The sequence below is a fragment of the Streptomyces sp. NPDC056161 genome (genome assembly GCF_042268025.1).
GTDB lineage: Bacteria > Actinomycetota > Actinomycetes > Streptomycetales > Streptomycetaceae > Streptomyces.
Genome location: NZ_JBHJUV010000090.1, coordinates 9,376 through 26,416 on the forward strand (window position 1 = coordinate 9,376; position 17,041 = coordinate 26,416).

At 70.8% G+C, this 17,041-nt stretch carries 12 protein-coding genes and 1 pseudogene; 5 read left to right on the forward strand and 8 right to left on the reverse strand.

Annotation, left to right across the window (positions count from 1 at the left end):
• Positions 1 to 1,354 precede the first annotated feature (1,354 nt).
• On the forward strand, positions 1,355 to 3,355 hold the full coding sequence (locus ACFC09_RS43265; protein ID WP_376538207.1) for a hypothetical protein: 2,001 nt from the start codon (positions 1,355 to 1,357) through the stop codon (positions 3,353 to 3,355).
• Positions 3,356 to 3,706: 351 nt separating this feature from the next.
• Positions 3,707 to 4,009: pseudogene (locus tag ACFC09_RS43270) on the forward strand (hypothetical protein).
• Positions 4,010 to 4,183: 174 nt separating this feature from the next.
• Here ACFC09_RS43270 and ACFC09_RS43275 read toward each other — a convergent pair.
• From ACFC09_RS43275 to ACFC09_RS43295, 5 genes are all read right to left on the reverse strand, one after another.
• Positions 4,184 to 4,819 (reverse strand): HNH endonuclease family protein, encoded by a 636-nt coding sequence (locus ACFC09_RS43275; RefSeq protein ID WP_376538227.1) that lies wholly within the window; start codon positions 4,817 to 4,819, stop codon positions 4,184 to 4,186.
• Positions 4,820 to 4,889: 70 nt separating this feature from the next.
• Entirely contained in the window at positions 4,890 to 5,885 is a 996-nt protein-coding gene (locus ACFC09_RS43280; RefSeq protein ID WP_376538209.1) for a recombinase family protein, read from the reverse strand.
• Positions 5,886 to 6,182: 297 nt separating this feature from the next.
• Complete coding sequence (locus ACFC09_RS43285; protein ID WP_376538211.1) at positions 6,183 to 7,628, reverse strand: MFS transporter; 1,446 nt, start codon at positions 7,626 to 7,628, stop codon at positions 6,183 to 6,185.
• 377 nt (positions 7,629 to 8,005) lie between these two features.
• The gene (locus ACFC09_RS43290; protein ID WP_376538213.1) at positions 8,006 to 8,989 is read right to left on the reverse strand and encodes an alpha/beta hydrolase; all 984 of its coding nucleotides are present in this window, start codon (positions 8,987 to 8,989) and stop codon (positions 8,006 to 8,008) included.
• Positions 8,990 to 9,111: 122 nt separating this feature from the next.
• A complete protein-coding gene (locus ACFC09_RS43295; RefSeq protein WP_376538215.1) occupies positions 9,112 to 10,035 on the reverse strand; it encodes an SDR family oxidoreductase in 924 nt (307 codons plus the stop codon).
• 137 nt (positions 10,036 to 10,172) lie between these two features.
• On the opposite strand from ACFC09_RS43295, the gene ACFC09_RS43300 reads away from it, so the two are divergent.
• The 3 genes from ACFC09_RS43300 (at position 10,173) to ACFC09_RS43310 (ending at position 12,774) form a co-directional block, all read left to right on the forward strand.
• Positions 10,173 to 10,790, forward strand: a complete 618-nt coding sequence (locus ACFC09_RS43300) for a TetR/AcrR family transcriptional regulator (protein WP_376538217.1) — start codon at positions 10,173 to 10,175, stop codon at positions 10,788 to 10,790.
• Between the two features lie 837 nt (positions 10,791 to 11,627).
• Entirely contained in the window at positions 11,628 to 12,269 is a 642-nt protein-coding gene (locus tag ACFC09_RS43305; protein WP_376538219.1) for a hypothetical protein, read from the forward strand.
• Positions 12,270 to 12,297: 28 nt separating this feature from the next.
• Positions 12,298 to 12,774 carry a transposase gene (locus tag ACFC09_RS43310; protein WP_376538221.1) on the forward strand — a complete coding sequence of 159 codons (477 nt, stop codon included), beginning with the start codon at positions 12,298 to 12,300 and terminating at the stop codon, positions 12,772 to 12,774.
• Between the two features lie 162 nt (positions 12,775 to 12,936).
• On the opposite strand, the gene ACFC09_RS43315 is transcribed toward ACFC09_RS43310, so the two are convergent.
• From ACFC09_RS43315 to ACFC09_RS43325, 3 genes are all read right to left on the reverse strand, one after another.
• On the reverse strand, positions 12,937 to 13,905 hold the full coding sequence (locus ACFC09_RS43315) for a TniB family NTP-binding protein (RefSeq protein ID WP_376538229.1): 969 nt from the start codon (positions 13,903 to 13,905) through the stop codon (positions 12,937 to 12,939).
• Positions 13,906 to 13,991: 86 nt separating this feature from the next.
• Positions 13,992 to 16,097 carry a Mu transposase C-terminal domain-containing protein gene (locus tag ACFC09_RS43320; protein ID WP_376538223.1) on the reverse strand — a complete coding sequence of 702 codons (2,106 nt, stop codon included), beginning with the start codon at positions 16,095 to 16,097 and terminating at the stop codon, positions 13,992 to 13,994.
• The gene (locus ACFC09_RS43325) at positions 16,094 to 16,897 is read right to left on the reverse strand and encodes a TnsA-like heteromeric transposase endonuclease subunit (protein WP_376538225.1); all 804 of its coding nucleotides are present in this window, start codon (positions 16,895 to 16,897) and stop codon (positions 16,094 to 16,096) included. Before ACFC09_RS43325 ends, ACFC09_RS43320 begins: the two co-directional genes overlap by 4 nt.
• Between the last annotated feature and the right edge of the window lie 144 nt (positions 16,898 to 17,041).

Below are 17,041 nucleotides of genomic sequence, written 5' to 3' on the forward strand. Positions count from 1 at the left end.
GGGGAGGCGAGGGCCCGGCGGCGGATGCACAATCTCCTCACGCCTGGCCACCGGGCGAGTCCTGCGGAGGTGAAGGTGCTGCGGGAGGCGGGGATTCCGCTGCTGCGGCGGCAGGACGGAAGTTTCTGCATCGATCCGGGTGTGGAGCGGGTGAGTGATGAGGCTGCTGCAGTGGTCCGGGTCGACAGGGCCAGTGCCATTGCGGAGTTGTACGGCCTGACAGAGGGTTCCTCTGCTCTGGTCCCGCGCGGCGTACTGCCGGCACGGGGAAGGAAAGGCGCGCCTGCGGGGGAGGCGAGGGCCCGGCGGCGGATGCACAATCTCCTCACGCCTGGCCACCGGGCGAGTCCTGCGGAGGTGAAGGTGCTGCGGGAGGCGGGGATTGCGTTGCTGCAGCGGGAGAACGGCGGTTTCTACATCGCTCCGGGCGTAGTGCGGGAGAGCGGTGTGAAGAGGGCGGGTTCTTCTGCCGTGCCGGTTCTGCTGTCCGGGCAGTGGCGTCCGGTTGCCGCGTCTGTTTCTTCGCTGCCGGTGGCAGCGGTGCCCGCCTGGCCGGAGCAGCTCGCCGCCGGTGCCACCGGTGCGACGGGTGCGGTGGGTGCTGTCGGGGACCCGCCCGCAACCGGCGGGCATGAGGGGAGCCATGGCGGCGGGCCGGGCTTGTGGCAGGCCGGCAGGGGTCTGCCGCCCGGTACGGGGATGCCGTGGACACAGGACGGTATCCCTCTGGGCCAGGGTGACGATGTCCCTCCCGCACAGCCTGTGCAGCCCGGGTTTGCGGAGGTTCGGCCGGGGTTTTTTGCGGAGGGGCTGTCCGGCGGTTCCGGGGGCGGGCCGGGTCCGATGGTCTGCGGGGACGTGGATGTCTTGGTGCCGGGCGGGTTTGGCGGCGGGAGCGTTGACACGCTGTCGGGGGTGTCCGGGTTCTGGTCTGCTCCGGTCAATCCTGCCGTGCCCTACACCGGTGGATACCCGCCCGGGGCGGCATGGGACGTCCATCCTCCCGGGACGGACACACTCACACAGACGCAGGCCACGCAGGAGTTGGCGGCGGGGGAGCTGGGGGCGTGGGGTCTGGGGGCTGCGTCCCCCGTGTATTCCCGGGCGGGGGACGGGGTGGGGTCGTTGCCGGGGGATCCTGTTATTGCTTCTGGCCGGGCGGGGTATGTTCCGGTCGTGGCGGACGGGGACGCGGACGCCTCTGTGTCCGGGCGGCCCGCCACGTCGGCGGCCGGGGGGTACCTGCCGCAGGGGCTGCCCGTCACCCTGGGCACCAGAGCCCGCGAGGACACGGAACTGCCGGTTCAGGGGATGCCGGCGGATCGCCTAAAGCGTCCCCGGAGACGGTGAGATTATGGATCAGCATGCTGGTAGTGGTGGCCGTGACCAGTCCGCGGCCGGGATCCGGGCTCTGTACTTCCCGCAGGACGGCTCACTCCCCCTGGTCCCGCGCGGCGTGCTGCCGACGCAGAGCAGGAAAGGCGCGCCTGAGGGGGAGGCGAAGGCCCGGCGGCGGATGCACACGCTCCTCAAGCCCGAGTACCGGGCGAGTCCTGCGGAGGTGGAGGTGCTGCGGGAGGCGGGGATTCCGCTGCTGCAGCGGCAGGACGGTCACTACATCGACCGGGGTGTAGAGCGGGAGAGTGATCAGGCTGCTGCAACGGCCCGGGGCGACAGTGCCGTGGCCATCGCGGCGTTGTACGGGCTGACAGAGGGTTCCACCGCCATGGTCCCGCACGGCGTACTGCCGACACAGAGCAGGAAAGGCGCACCCGCCGGGGAGGCGAGGGCCCGGCGGCGGATGCACACGCTCCTCAAGCCCGAGTACCGGGCGAATGCTGCGGAGGCGAAGGTGCTGCGGGAGGCGGGGATTCCGCTGCTGCGGCGGCAGGACGGCAGTTTCTACATCGATCAGGGTGTAGTGCGGGTGAGTGATGAGGCTGCTGCAACGGCCCGGGTCGAGGCCATCGCGGAGTTGTACGGGCTGACAGAGGGTTCCACCGCCTTGGTCCCGCACGGCGTACTGCCGACACAGAGCAGGAAAGGCGCGCCTGAGTGGGAGGCGAGGGCCCGGCGGCGGATGCGCGATCTCCTCGAGCCTGACCGCCGGGCGAGTGTTGCGGAGGTGGAGGTGCTGCGGGAGGCGGGGATTCCGCTGCTGCGGCGGCAGGACGGCAGTTTCTGCATCGCTCCGGGTGTAGAGCGGGAGAGTGATGAGGCTGCTGCAGTGGCCGGGTTCGACAGTGCCGTGGCCATCGCGGAGTTGTACGGGCTGACAGAGGGTTCCTCTGCCCTGGTCCCGCATGGCGTACTGCCGACACAGAGCAGGAAAGGCGCGCCCGCGGGGGAGGCCAGGGCCCGGCGGCGGATGCACGATCTCCTCAAGCCTGGCTGCAAGGCGAGTCCTGCGGAGGAGAAGGTACTGCGGGATGCGCAGATTCCGCTGCTGCCGCGGGAGGACGGCAGTTTCTACATCGATCAGGGTGTAGAACGGGAGAGCGGTGTGAAGAGGGCGGGTTCTTCTGCCGTGCCGGTTCTGCTGTCCGGGCAGTGGCGTCCGGTTGCCGCGTCTGTTTCTTCGCTGCCGGTGGCAGCGGTGCCCGCCTGGCAGGAGCAACTCGCCGCCGGTACCACCGGTGCGACCGGTGCCGTGGGGGATCCGTTCCTGGCCGGGGGGCGTGAGGGGAGCCATGGCGGCGGGCCGGGCTTGTGGCAGGCCGGCAGGGGTCTGCCGCCCGGTACGGGGATGCCGTGGACACAGGACGGTATCCCTCTGGGCCAGGGTGACGATGTCCCTCCCGCGCAGCCTGTGCAGCCCGGATTCCCGGAGGGGCGGCCGGGGTTCGCGGAGGTACTGTCCGGCGGTTCCGGGGGTGGGTTGGTACCGGGCGGGTTTGGCGGCGGGAGCGTTGACACGCTGTCCGGGGCGTCGGGGGGGTCCGGGTTCTGGTCTGCTCCGGTCAATCCTGCCGTGCCCTACACCGGTGGATACCCGCCCGGGGCGGCATGGGACGTCCATCCTCCCGGGACGGACACACTCACACAGACGCAGGCCACGCAGGAGCCGGGGGCGTGGGGGCTGGGGGCTGCGTCCCCCGTGTATCCCTGGACGGGGGACGGGGTGGGGTCCTTGCCCTGGGGCCCTGTTACTGCTTCTGGCCGGGCGGGGTATGTCCCGGTCGTGGCGGACGGGGACACGGACGCCTCTGTGTCCGGGCGGCCCGCCATGCCGGCAGCCGGGGCATACCTGCCGCAGGGGCTGCCCGTCACCCTGGGCACCAGAGCCCGCGAGGACACCGAACAGCCGGTTCAGGGGATGCCGGCGGATCGCCTAAAACGTCCCCGGAGACGGTGAGAAGCCGTTGTCCTATCGATCACGGGGACGGTTCTGATCGAGCGTGGTTCCTGGTCGGGTGATCTTGGTCGGGTGGGTGTATGAAACCTCCTCTGCGTCCGCGACATGCTGCTCGGTGCTCATGCTGTGTCTCCTGCGTCGGCGCGGGTGCGGGTGCGGGTGCGGGTGCGGTGGGCGGCCCGGTCCGGGTCGTGTACGGGTGTCGGCGCCCGCGTCTCGGTGGCTGGGGCGCGCATCACGCGCCATTTGGTGCGCGGCGCGGTGACGACGTGGACCAGGACGGCGACGGACTGCCGCCGGTGGAGGACTGCACGCCGTGGGAGGACCTGTGCGAGGCCCACCTCGCCCGGCTTGCTCGCCAGCGTCCGGCCGTCGCCTGATGGCCCGCACCCCGGCCCGCGCCGTGCCCGGATCGCCTCCTCCGACGCTGCCGCCAAGCAGCTGGAGAACATCGCCAGCGAGGCGGGAGACCCACGCCTTGGACCGCGCCCTGGTCGTCGTCTCCGTCGCCCGGACCTCGGTGAGGCGCTGCCCGGCGATACCGTCGGCCCTCGGCTGCGCCAGGACACCGACGGGGTCGAGCGCGTACGCCTGCTCTGCTGGGTTCCCGCCCTGCGCACGGCGGTCGTGGTCGTCGCCTGCATCGAGGTCTGACTGTGTCCGTCGGTGAGCGGGCCTCCGGTGCAGCCGGCCTGCCCCGGGGCGTGCCCGTCGCGGAAGCGGCCCTCCTCGGGGGCGGCTCCTTCTTGATGACGGTCATGGGCCCGCCGCCGGTTCATCGGGCGTCGGCGGCGGGCGATTTCGGTGGGGCGTGGGGTGGTAGCTGGACTACCTGGCCAGTGTCACGGTGATGGGGATGTCGGGGCAGCTGTTGAGTACGGCGGTGAGGGCGGTCTTCTCGGTGGCGTCGATGCTGAGCCCCCACCGGGTCTTGTCGGCGACCCAGTCCGTGACGTACTGGCAGTGGTAGTCCTTGGCCGGCGGGAGGCAGGTGCTCGGGTCCTGGTCGGCCTTCGACCGGTTGCTGGCCGCGGACACCGCGATCAGTGCACGGTCGTCGCCCAGGTCGTTGGCGTACTCTTCGCGTTGTTTCGGGGCCCAGGCGGAGGCGCCGGAGTCCCAGGCTTCGGCGAGCGGGACCAGGTGGTCGATGTCGAGGCCGCGGGGCCCCTCGATGTAGCGGCTGTCATACGGGGAGAACCACTCGCCCCCGGTGAGCGTGCAGTTGGCGCCCTGCTCGGGGGCGATGACGGCCTCGGCCTTCAGTACTTCTGCCCGGGTGTTGCAGCCGTCCTTGTCGGCGTCGATCCAGTGCCGGAATTTGTCGCGCTGGTATCCGGTGCGGTCCTCGTCACGGACCGGCAGCCGCCCGAGGGCGTCGGTAACGGGCAGGGTGACGGTCTCGCCGGGTGCACGCCGCGTGGCGTCGGCGGTGGTGGCGTGGGCGGTTGCGGGGATGAGCAGAGCAGCGGCGGCAGGGCCCTTGGGGAGTATCGGAACGGGAATTAGCGGTAGCGGCTGACGCGGCGCCGTGTCACCGAGCGGGTTCCGTCGCCGGCGTGCGCGGGCCGGGGAGTTCGCCGGGCTGGAGGGCGGCGAAGTCGGTGTGTGCCTGTTCGATGGCTTCGGGGTATGCCTCGCGCTTGGCGTGCTCGGCGAGCGCCCGGTAGATGCTGGCGACGGACGGGTTCTGTCCCTTGCGCTTCCCGGTGGGGATGATCAGGTCGGGCTGGATCTGCTCGACCGACTCCCCGTTCGCCCGGCGCCGGAGCACGGTGTGGAGCATGTCGTCGGTGATGACCGGTGGCCGGCCGCCGTGTTTGCCCTTCCGGGCCGCGGTGTCGAGCCCTTCCAGCGTCGACTCCCGGATGTTCTCCCGCTCCGCCTCTGCCATCGCTGCGAGAAATGCGAACAGCAGCTTGCCCGGCCCGGTGGGGTCGTAGAGGCCGGGCAGGGGTCCGGCGAGCATCTCCAGGACCAGTCCGTGGGCGGTGAGGTGGTCGGCGAGCGCGGTGAGTTCGGCGGCGTCGCGGCCCAGCCGCTTCATCTCGTAGACGGTGATGATGACCCGGCAGTGCGGGGCGTGCGCCTTGATCTCCCGTGCCATACGGAGCGCCTTCTCGAACTGGGGGCGCACCCGTACGCGGGTGCTGATCTTCTCGCTGAAGATCTTGTCTCGGGGGATGCCGTGCGCGGTGAGCGCGTCGAGCTGGGAGTCGAGATCCTGGCTGAGGTGCGAGCAGCGTGCGTAGCCGATTCGGATGTCTCCGCCCGGGGCGTCCTCGGCAACGGGGGCTGGGGGCGGAGTGCCTGGCCGCCACGGCTGCCCGGGTCCTCGGTCGGCCGGGGTGGGTACGCGCAGCGCCTTCTTCAAGCGGGGCACCTTCGTGAACTGGCCGGTGTGGTAAGTGCCGGCGACCGCGCCGCCGCGCGAGCGGCAGGGCGATCCGGGCTGGACGCCGCAGCGAGGGCAGGGGTGGCGTTCGACGTCGTCCGTGTCGGCCGCCGAGGGGTTGTGAGGGTCCGTCATGGGCCCGGATCTTCGCACAATGCAAGTCTCAGAAGGGGGCTCGACCCGTTTGTGAGTGAGAACGAGTTCTGAGAACCGATCGAAGATCAACAGATACCCGGGGGCGCACTTTCGATCTTGCTCTGGCAAAGGGGGTCGTTTGCGAGAGGCCCCGCCCAGGGCGGGGCCTCTCGTCGGAAAGTAGCGCGGATGCGGGTTGTTCGGCGGGTGTGGTGTTCAGCCGGTCTCTCGCTGGTGTAGCGTAACGCCCTGGGCCGAGCTGCCCAGGCGTTGCAGGGGCCGGCCGGTGCACCGCCGTCAGGCGTCCAGCGTGTCGGATGCCGGGGACGCCTGGTTCGGACCGGTCGCGGCGGTGCGTCGGCGTAGTCCGGTCAGGCAGGCCGCAGTGGCCAGGACGGCGGCGGCGAGGGTGACGGCGAGCCCGGCGCGGTAGTCCGCCACGTCGGCATGGACAGCGTGGCCGAAGACGGTGGCCACGACGCCGAGGACGACTCCGCTGCCCACCTGCGCGGAGGCGATGAACAGGCCGGAGGCGAGGCCGTGTTCCTGGGGGCGGGCTCCGGCGATGGCGCTGATGTTCGCGCCGACGTAACTCATGGGGAAGCCCAGCCCCATAACGATGGTGGCGATGCCGAAGACCAGGATGCTGTCGAGCGATCCGAGCGTCTCCGTCCACAGGATGCCGAAGAGCATGAGGACCATGCCCGCGGTCGCGATCGGCCAGGCGCCGCGCCGCATGACTTGCCCGGCCCAGCGCTGCGCGGTCAGCAGGGTGAGGAATCCGCCCGGCGCGAAGATGAGCCCTACTTCGAGGGGCGACCAGCCGTGGGCGTTCTGGAGGTAGAGCGTGGCGACGAACTGCCAGGCGATGTAGCTGCCCTGGAGCAGGAGGATCGTGATGTTGCCGCGGGCGAGACCGGGCCTGCGGAAGATCGCCAGCGGGACGAGCGGAGAGCGACGCACCCGCTGCATCTGGACGAAGGCGGCACCGAGAACGGCGGCCGCCGCGAGGGAGCCGATCGTGAGGCTGCTGCTCCAGCCGTGGCTGGAGCTCAGGGAGACGCCGTAGACGAGGGCCATCAGGGCCGTGGTGACCGTCAGCGCCCCGAGTACGTCGACGCGCTGGCGCTCGGCTTGCGCCTCGGGGCGGGGGATGACCATGGGGGCCAAGATCAGCAGGACCAGTGCGAGAACAGCGGGCACGAGCAGGACCAGCCGCCAGGTGCCGGCCGCCATCAGGCCGCCGAGGACCAGGCCGCCGGTGAAACCGATCGCCGAGATCGACAGGAACGCCCCGAGGGCCTTGTGCCGCTTGGCTTCGTCGTCGTAGGTGTGCAGCAGGATCGACAGGGCTGCGGGGGCGGTGAAGGCAGCGGTGACGCCCTTGATGAGGCGGGCCGCGATCAACACGGTGGCGCTGGTGGCGAGGCCGCCCACGATGCTGGCCAGGACGAACACGGCCAGTGCGACCAGCAGCAGTCGCTTGCGGTCGAACAGGTCGGCCAGTCGGCCGCCCAGAAGCAGGAACCCGCCGTATCCCAGGACGTAGGCGGTCACCACCCACTGGAGCGTCTGCGGTGTCATGCCGAGCGCCTGCTGGATCTTGGGCAGTGCGGGGCCCATCGCCGCCACGTCGAAGGCGTCGATGAACTGCACGCCGCACAGCACGGGGAGCAGCAGGGCGGTCTGCCATGCCTTTCTTGTGGCCGGGGGGTGTGGCCGTGTGGCCGTTGGTGTTGTCATGGGAGTTTCCTCAGGGGGATTCACAGAAGCTGAAGCAGGGATGAGGCGCGGGCGCGGTTCGCATGTGGGCGAGAACGGGCGGCGGTGTTGGTGCTGCCGGTGCGGGCCGCGCGAGGCCGGGTCGAGGAGGTGTGGGGGCGGTCTCGAACTGGCCCTGGTCGAGGTCGCCGATGAGGTCGGACCTGGCGGGGTTGCCGTTCGTGAGGGACCGGGTCCGGGCCCGGGTCCGGGTGCTCGACGTCGAGTTGCGGGGGCCAGAGCACGGGGCCGAGGAAACCGACGTGGGTGCCGGCTTCCTCGGCGGGTTACCGGCTGTCAGCAGACCCGTGTGGCGACCTGCCGGCCATCGCCGCGCGGCCGGGCCGCGAACCGGATGCTCAGGGCTGACGGGCAGTGAACTGGCGGCGCAGGTATCCGTACCAGGTGTGGACATAGGTGGCACTGATCGCGGCTTCGGGGGCGAAGAGGTCCCAGGCGTGGTAGGCGCCGGGGTACAGGTGCAGTTCGACGGGCACGCCGCTGGCCTGGAGCCGCGTCGCGTAGCTCAGGTCCTCGTCGCGGAAGACGTCGAGTTCGGCGGCTGCGATGAAGGTGGGCGGCAGGCCGGTGAGGTCCGTCGCGCGCGCGGGTGCGCTGTACGGGTGCACCTCGTCGGCGCCGGCGCGGTCCCCGAGGATCAGGTTCCAGGCCAGGATGTTGGTTGCGCGGTCCCAGATGCCGATGTCGGTGACCTCGTGACTGGACGCGGTGGTGTTGCGGTCGTCGAGCATCGGGTAGCTCAGCGCCTGGAACAGCGGCGCCGGCTCGCCCTGGTCGCGGATCATGAGCGCGGTGGCTGCGGCGATACCACCGCCGCCGCTCTGCCCGGCCAGGGCGACGCGGCTCTCGTCTATGCCGAGCGAGGCCGCCTGACTGCGAAGCCAGCGATAGGCGAGCAGTCCGTCCTCGGCGGCAGCCGGGGCGGGCGCCTCCGGCGCGAGCCGGTAGTCGACGGAGGCAACGACGCAGCCGACCTCCAAGACCAGGTGCTTGAGGGTGGGATCGTCCTGGGCCGCGTACCCGAGGACCTGCCCGCCGCCGTGGAACCAGAGCAGCACCGGAAGGGGCCCGGCTGCCTCGGCGGGTCGCAGCAGCCGGATGAGGAGGGTGGATCCGTCCGGGCGGACCACGGCGACCTCTTCGACCGACACGGACGGCTCATCCGGTATCTGGGCCGCGATCGCCTCAGCGAAGGCGCGGACGCCGGCGCGCGTGCCCTCCAGGTCGGTGAGGTCGAACACCCCCGCCTCAGTCATGGGAACCGCCTTCAGGACCTCGGCGAGTTCGGCGTCGATCCGCTCGTGTGCGTTCTTGGTGCTCATGTCGTTCTTTCCTCTCGGCTGCGCAGCAGCCGGGTCGTGCAGGGGATGGTGGGTCGTTCGGGCCGGGTCCGCCGGGCCGTCTGATGGGCGCGGCGACCGGACCGGGATGGAGAAGGGGGGCCTCAGCGCGGGGTGGTCGCGTGGATGTCGAAGTAGTGGCCCTGGCCGAGGTCGTCGACGAGGCCAGCCTGGACGGGCGTCCAACCAAGGAGGTCGCGGGTCAGCGTGCTGGAGGACGGGTTGTCGGCCTGGGCGTGGGCGCTCAGGAAGCCGAAGTGGGCCTCGGCCTCGGTCGGCGGGATGCTGACCACGGGCAGGTTCAGCCCGCGGCCGATGCCCTCGGCGATCTGGCGGAAGGTGATGCCCTCGTCGTCGACGGCGTGCAGCCGTGACCCGGCCGGGGCGGATTCCAGTGCCAGCCGGTACAGGCGTGCCGCGTCGAGCGTGTGCACGGCGGGCCAGCGGTTGGCCCCGTCGCCGACGTAGGCGGAGACGCCCTTGGACCGGGCGATGGAGATGAAGGTCGGGATGAAGCCGTTGTGGTCGAGCGAGCTGTGCACGGTCGGAGTGAGCCGGACGACGGACGAGCGGATGCCGCGCTCGGCGAGTGCGACCACCGCGTTCTCGGCGTCGATCCGCGGGCCCGCGTCGAGCGCGTCGGCCTCGGTGAGTGCGTCCTGCAGTCCCGCGAAGGCGAACAGCACGGTTCCCGACGTGGTCACCAGGGGCTTGCCGGTGCCGGCGAGCGCGTCCCCGAGCGCGTCGATGGCGCGCAGATCCGCTGCGACCGCGCCGTCGAAGTCGCCGGCGAACATGGCGTCGTGCTTGAAGGCCAGGTGGATGACGCCGTCGGCCGCGGCGGCGGCCGCGGCGAGGCTGTCGAGATCGTCGAGGTCGCCTCGGTGCACCTCGGCGCCGACAGCTGTCAACGCGGCGGCGGACTTGTCCGAGCGGGCCAGCCCGACGACCTGGTGTCCCGCTTCGAGAAGTTCGGGGACGACGGCGGAGCCGAGATGTCCGGAGGCTCCGGTGACGAATACGCGCATGGGGTTGCCCCTTGCTCCGGGCTCCCCACCAGGGGCGGAGAGCCGTGATGTCAGTTCGTGACATCACCGTAGCACCCATGTCAGTCTCTGTCATCGCTTTGATGTCAGATTCTGTCATCGATGTGTAGGATCGGAGCATGAGCCGATGGAAACCCGACGCACGAGGCCGCCTGGAGAAGGCGGCGATGGAGCTCTACAACGACAAGGGCTTCGAGGCCACCACCGTGGCGGAGATCGCCGCCCGGGCCGAGGTCACCGAACGCACCTTCTACCGGCACTTCATCGACAAACGGGAAGTCCTCTTCCAGCCCAACGCCCTGGCTGACGTCCTCGCGCACGCCACGGCCACCGCCGCCGCCCCTCTGGCGCCGCTGGAGGTGATCACCCACGCCTTGACCGAAGCCGCTCCGGTCTTCGAAGAACGCGCAGAACTGGTACGGCAGCGCCAAGCCGTCATCGCCGCCAATCCCGAACTGCAGGAACGTGAACTGGCCAAACTGGCCTCACTCGTCTCCGCCCTCGCCCACGCGCTTCGGGAACGCGGTCTGGATTCCACCACCGCAGCACTCGCGGCCGAAATCGGGATCGCCGCGTTCAAGGTCGCCTTCGAACGCTGGATCGACGACCCCGACCAGCACACCCTCGCCCAGCACATTCGGGAAACCCTGGACGCCACCAGGCACCTCACCGCGCCCGCCGAACATGCCGCCGCGACCGACGATGGGAGCTTCCCCGGCCAGGAGAACGTGGCATGAATGCGGTGGGCACCCCGGGCAAGGGGCCCGCGGCTATCCATCCTCTCCGTCGCCCGTCTCGTCGTCTCTGTACGGGTCGCGCAGCTGCCGCAGGCCCGGCGCCGGCGGCCGGGTGAAGGCATAGCGGCCGGGGTGTGGCTGCTCATCGTCGTGCTCACCGCACTGATGTCCGGCACGTGTTCTTCCCATAGTCGCCGGGTGTCTCGCCCCCTGGCCGAGGAGCACGGTGACGCCGGCGGCGCGCAGTTCCTGGACGCTGCGTGTGACGGCGGGGGTGCGCGCCGCAGAGTTGATCGACGGTGGTCACGGGCGGAGCTGGGCAGCTTGTACTGGGAGCGGACCGGGTGCCCGGTGCGCTGCTCCAGGGCGACCGGCCGTCCATCGGTGTCATGGCGGTCGAGATCGGCGGCCCGCCTCCTGTGCTGCGGAGATGGGGATGTGGAGACGGCGGGCGGGGCGCGGGGACCGGTTTCAGGCGGGGGAGTGGCGCCGGTCCGGAGCACATTCAGGCGTTGGAGCCTGATTCGCAGGTGTCCCAGTTGTTCGTGGCCCAAATATTGATCACGACCACTTTGCCGCGCACCCAGAAACGTCTGGAGGCCGCCACCATCGTCGTCCTCAACTACGACAACGCCGCCCCGCGCGAACAGGCCCGCTGCACCTCCACCACCGTCACCCGCCTGAGCCACCAAGGAGCTCAGGTACGCAGGCGCAGACGTTTAACCCGAAAAGGTGGTTTGGCCTCTGCGAGGGGTGGCCGGGCGCCGCCCTGCGCTGGGGTGGGTACGGGCTTCGCCGTTCGCACCAGCAGCGGCCCTCTCACCTCAAGGAGTGTGGATGACCAGCCAGAACCCGCCAGGGGGATACGCGCAAGAGTTCCCCAGTGGAGTACGCGTGATCACCGGGGCGAGCACGTCGGTCCCGGCGTTCCTCGGCTACACGAAGGCATGCGCCCACGACGATCCGGACTCGACCCCCAAGGCGTTCACCGACGCCGAGCGTGTCGTCCCGCAGAAGATCGGCAGCTGGCGGGAGTTCGCCGCCCGCTACAGCATTGCGGGGATCGCCAGGGAGCTCGCGGATGCGACCGACCCGGCCACGATCCATGCGCGGCAACGGTGCCTTCCCCTGGCCGAAGCTGTCTACGGGTTCTTTGCCAACGGCGGGGGCGCCTGCTACGTGGTGGGCTTCACCAGCCCGCAGAACGCTGTCTCACCCGAGGTCCTGAACGGGGACGCGGACGCCCGCACCGGCCTCGCCGCTCTGGAGACCGTTCCCGAGGTCACCATGGTCGCCGTGCCCAGCCTCTGGGACATGACCGCAGACGCCTCCTTCGAGAAGGAGCCACCCGCACCCGACCACGCCGCGGGCGCCGCCAGGATGGCCGAGGTCGTGAAGCACTGCACCGAGCAGCGCAACCGGCTGGCAATCCTCGACCCGCCGCCCGGCCTGATGTCGCGGGGGAGTGTCATGAATTAGGTGTGTTCCTCCCCGAAGGAGTCACCTGATGAGTACGACGACGGGTCACCTGATCGAGGCTGCCGGCAGCGTGTCGCTTGCTGTGGCCGGTGACAGTGTCCAGGGTGCCGACGTGAAGTCGATGCCGGTGTCGCCCAATGGTCTGTCCAGCGAGTTGCTGGAGGAGCTGGCCGCGCTTGCGGCCGAGAAGGTCCGCGGCAGTGAGGGTCTGCGGCTGATGGGTGAGGGCGGACTGCTGCCCGAGCTGGCCCAGCACCTGATGCAGGCCGCCCTGGAGGCCGAGATGGACGAGCATCTGGCCGTCGAGGCCGGCCGGAGCGGCGGGCGCGGGTCGCGCTCGGGCGGCAACATGCGCAACGGCTACCGGGCCAAGAAGGTCATGACGGAGGTCGGTCCGGTGACGGTGCAGGTCCCCCGCGACCGGCTGGGTACCTTCCTAACGCTCGGTGGGGGTTTTGTTGGTGTGCCGGGTGTTTGCTGGCCTGGGGTGTTGTGGGTGTGTTGAGAGGCCGGGTGGGTGGTTGGGTCGGGGTGGGCGGGGTGTGTGAGCTGGGTTTATGTGTTCTGCGTGGAGCGTGGGTGGGTGGGTTTTAGGTAGTTCTAGCGTGTAAAGGCCCGGTTGGTGTTTTCGCTGGTCGGAGGTGTTTTCTCTGGTTGATGGGCGGGGTTAGCGGCCGTGGGTGGGGCGGGCGTGTTGTTCGGCGAGGTGGTCGAGTTGTACCGCGTCGAGGGTGGTTTTGGTGATGCGTTCGGTGCCGTCGTGGATGGCGGTGATGGCGGCTTGGCGGATGAGTCGGGTGAGGGATCCGATGCGGCCTGCGGTGCGCTGGTGGAGGTAGGGGGCGTGGGCCGGGAGGGTGCCGGGTTTGTGCTGTTGGAGGTCGAGGGCGTTTTCGATGTCGGTGATGACGTCGCGGAAGGGTTCGCGCCTGCCGTGGCGGGCGGGGAGGGGGCCGCAGGTGATGAGGGTGGCGCGTCCTGCGAGTTGGGCGCCGCGGGTGCCGGTGAAGAGGGGGGTGTCGGTGACGTTGATGCCGGCGTAGACGAAGGTGGCGGGCAGGCGTTCGGTGAGGTCCTTGATGAGGTCGGCGGTCTGGGCGCCGGTGGTGGTGCGGGGGTTGAGGCGGTGGATTTCGTCGATGAGGACGAGTTGGACGCCGGCTTGGGTGTAGGTGTGGTAGACGGCTTCGGTGATCTGGGTCTGGGTCATGCGGGTGGTTACGGGGATGCCGAGGTAGCGGACGAACTCGGTGATGAGGGTTTTCGCGGTGGCGCCTGGCGGGACGAGGACGTAGGCGACGGGTGCCGCGGCGTGGGCTGGTCCGGGTGGTGCGGGGTTTTGGCGCGTGTGGGCGAGGTGGCAGGTGCGGCCGACGTTGAGCAGGGCGGTGGTTTTCCCGGCTGCGGCGGGTCCGGTGACGATCAGTGAGGGCCGGGCGGTGGTCTGCTGGTGACGGCCGAGGATCATCAGGGTGCGGACCTGGGTGGCGAGCTGGCTGATGGCGGGGGTGCGGATGGTGACGAACGCGGAGTGGTAGGCCAGGCGTTCCTCGGTGCTGCGGGGCGGGTCGCCGGGCTGGGGCGGTGCGGGCGGGTCGGTGGCGGCGAAGCGGTGCCAGCCCTGCCAGGTGGTCAGGGGCCAGGACGGCTCGGTCGTGTTGCCGCTGCCCGGGTCGGCGGGTGCGCTGCTCGGGTTCTGCGCTGCGGGGCGCGGGCGGGTGTTCACCACTTGTCAGCTTCCTCGTATGCGTCGTAGAGCCCGTATCCGGTGGCTGCGGCGGGGTGGGTGTCGTCGTCGGGGAGGTTGTCGAGGTCGTCGATACTGTCGTCCTCACCGTGCTGCGCCGGCTCGCTGGTGGTGGGACCGGTGCCGTGGTGCGGGTGCCGGGCGGCGGGAATGGGCAGCGTGGTGGCGCGGGCGAGGAGGGCTTGTTCGGTGGTGGTGGCGTGGCCGCTGTGGACGCGGCGCATGAGCTGGTCGAGGGCGTCGGCCAGGTCGGCTTCGTGCTGCTGGCTGTCGTCGTGGTTTCTGTGCTGGGCGTGGGTGCGGATGTGCTGCCAGGTGTGGTCGTTGAATGGCTGGTGGACGTGGTCGCGGTGGATCCAGGGGATCTCTGTGAGGTGGCCGTCGGTGAGGCGGATCCAGATCTGGCGGACGTCGTGGGGGGTGTAGTGGATTTCCCATTTGCCGCCGCGGCCGGCGACGGGGGATGCCTGGCCGCGGTAGGGGGCGAGAAAGTCCGCGTCGTAGGTGCGGTGGTGGATGCGGATGCCGGCGGGGGTGATGGCCTGCCAGCGCACGGGCAGCAGTTCGAGGTAGTCGCGGCCGGTCAGCGGGACGGGGACGTGTCCGGCGACGGCGACGAGCGCGGCCCACATCTGGTTCGGGGTCAGTGCTTTGCGGGGTATCAGCGGGTGGCGCAGGCCTTCGTGTGGCCGGTGGTGGTAGTGCACCAGCCATTCGTCGAGGAGGTCTTGGAGCTGGGTGACGCTGTAGCAGGCGTCTTTCTCGGTGTCGGGGCCGCGGCGGGTGACGTCGGAGCCGGTGTAGCCGGGCAGGTGCTGGCAGAACAGTGCGTTGATGGTGCCGAAGGTCCGCTCGACGATGCCTTTGGCGGTGGGGGCGTGGGGCGGGGCGGGCTGGACGCTGATGCCGAGGTGTTCGCAGGCGGCGGTGAACGCGGCGGAGACGAAGACTTTGCCGCGGTCGACGACGATCGTCTCGGGCAGGACGACGGGCCGGGCCGCCGCGCCGGCCAGGCGCTCGTCCAGCGTGGCTAACTGCCGGTGGGGGAGTGCGGGGGCGTGGTCCATGCGCAGGATGTCGGGCCAGGTGGGCCGGGCGGGGTGGGGGACGGCCATCTCCGCGAGCAGCAGCGCGGCGTCGACGGCCTTGGTCGTACTCGGGCACAGTACGGCGGCGAGGATGGCGCGGGTGGCGACATCGACGGCGATGGTGAGTTCGGGCCGGGCCAGGCGTCCGTCGTCGAAGAGGGCGAGGACGTCCAGGCGGGTGGTGTCGATCTGGACCTGTTCGCCGGGCCGCAGCGCCGTGGCGGGGGTGAAGGCCCGCCCGTCGACGCTCGCCGGCACCTGTCTCACGGGCCCGGTGGGCAGTTCACCGGGCCGGGCGAGAGCGGTGACGAGCCGGTACAGCGTGGCCTGGGACGGTGCGGGCACGGTACTGGGGCCGTGCCGGTCCTGAAGGATCTGGTTGATGAGCGGGAACAGGCCGTTGATGGTGCCGCGGGAGCGGCCGCGGCGGCGGCGCAGCGCTTCGCGGACGGCGGCGACGACCCGTTCGTCGGCCCGCCCGGTGGGGCTGGAAGCACGGGTGGTGCGGTGGTCGAGGAGCCCCCACAAGCCTTGTTTGCGGTAGGCAAGTCGCATGCGCTGCACCGTGGTGCGCGACACCCGGCCGAAGCCCAGCGCGGTCAGCTCTTTCGCTTTGGCCTGCTCCCGCTCGGCCAGCGTGTGCCGCTCCGGGTCGTACTGCGGCCGCACTGGTCCTTCGCTGCCGGGCCCGCCGGTGAGCCCGCACTCGACTTCTCGCACATGCCGCTGCCAGGCCAGCGCCTTCTCGCGTGCCGCGGCGGGGGCGGTCTCGAACAGCCCCCACTGCGGGGCCGCCTGCGGCGCATCGGCGCCGATGACGGTGAAGCCGGGGTCGGCGAACAGGTACCCGGCGAGCACGGCCTGGCCGCCGCCGTCCGGGCCGACGAGCCCGATCTCCTGCCCCGAGAGGGCGACCACCTGCCACGTCACGCCGCTGAACCGGACGCGCGCACCGACCTTCACGGCCGGCCGGGCACCGCGCCGCGCGGTCACCGGGCGCCTCCCCTCGTGCCCGGACCGTTCCAGCCCTGCGGCCCGACGAGGGCCCGTTCGTGCAGAGGCGTCGTGAGGTCGGCCGTGAGCCGCCCGTGCCACAGGGCATGGAAGACAGCGGGCAGGACGGCGATCGGGTCGCCGGCCGCCTCGGCGCCTTCGGCCAGCGGCCGCGGCCGCGTGAACGCCTCCGCAACCGCTGCCGCCAGACCGGGGTGTCCGGTGTTGCGGGGGTGGCGGTACCCGGCCAGCCACTTCAGGTTGGCGGCCAGCACGTCATCGAGCGGCGGCAGGCGCCGGTAGGTCCAGCCGATGTCCGCGCACGCCTGCGCGACCGCCTCGGCGGCGTTCCTCGCGCGTTCACCGCCCGCGTCGGGGTGGCCGGGGCAGTCGGCGAGCAGCGCGGTGCCGTCGGCACGGCGGGCGAAGAGCTGCGGCACCCAGGAACGCGTCCGCCCGCGCAGTTCACGCCACAGCAGCCGCACCGGCCGTCCCGCCAGGCCCGTCACGTCCCGATCGCGGTCCAGCACCATCAGCTGGGTGCACATCGCGTTCGATCCCGCGGCCACGTGCCGCCCGGTCGTCGCCGACCACCACAGGCCCGGCCCCCAGCGCCTGCCCGGCACCACCGGGAACGCCGACACCGGCGGCAGGTCCTCGAACGCCACCGTCATGGCGGCATCCGCCCACCGCTGCTGCACTGCCTGCCCCAGCGGGTCGAGGAACACCGCCTCGAACCCGCCGACCTGGTCCACGCCCGCCCGCTCTGCCCGGCCCCGGGCCGCTCCTGTGCTGGTCACCCGCGTCAGCCAAGCTGCTCCCGCCCGCCCGGAGGGCCGTTTTCAGTGTTGTGATTCCGGGGTTCGTAGTTGGTGTGGTGAGGGTGGCTTGGGCTGGGGTGTTGTGGATTTTCTGATAGCGATTCCGGCGTCTACGGGGTGCTG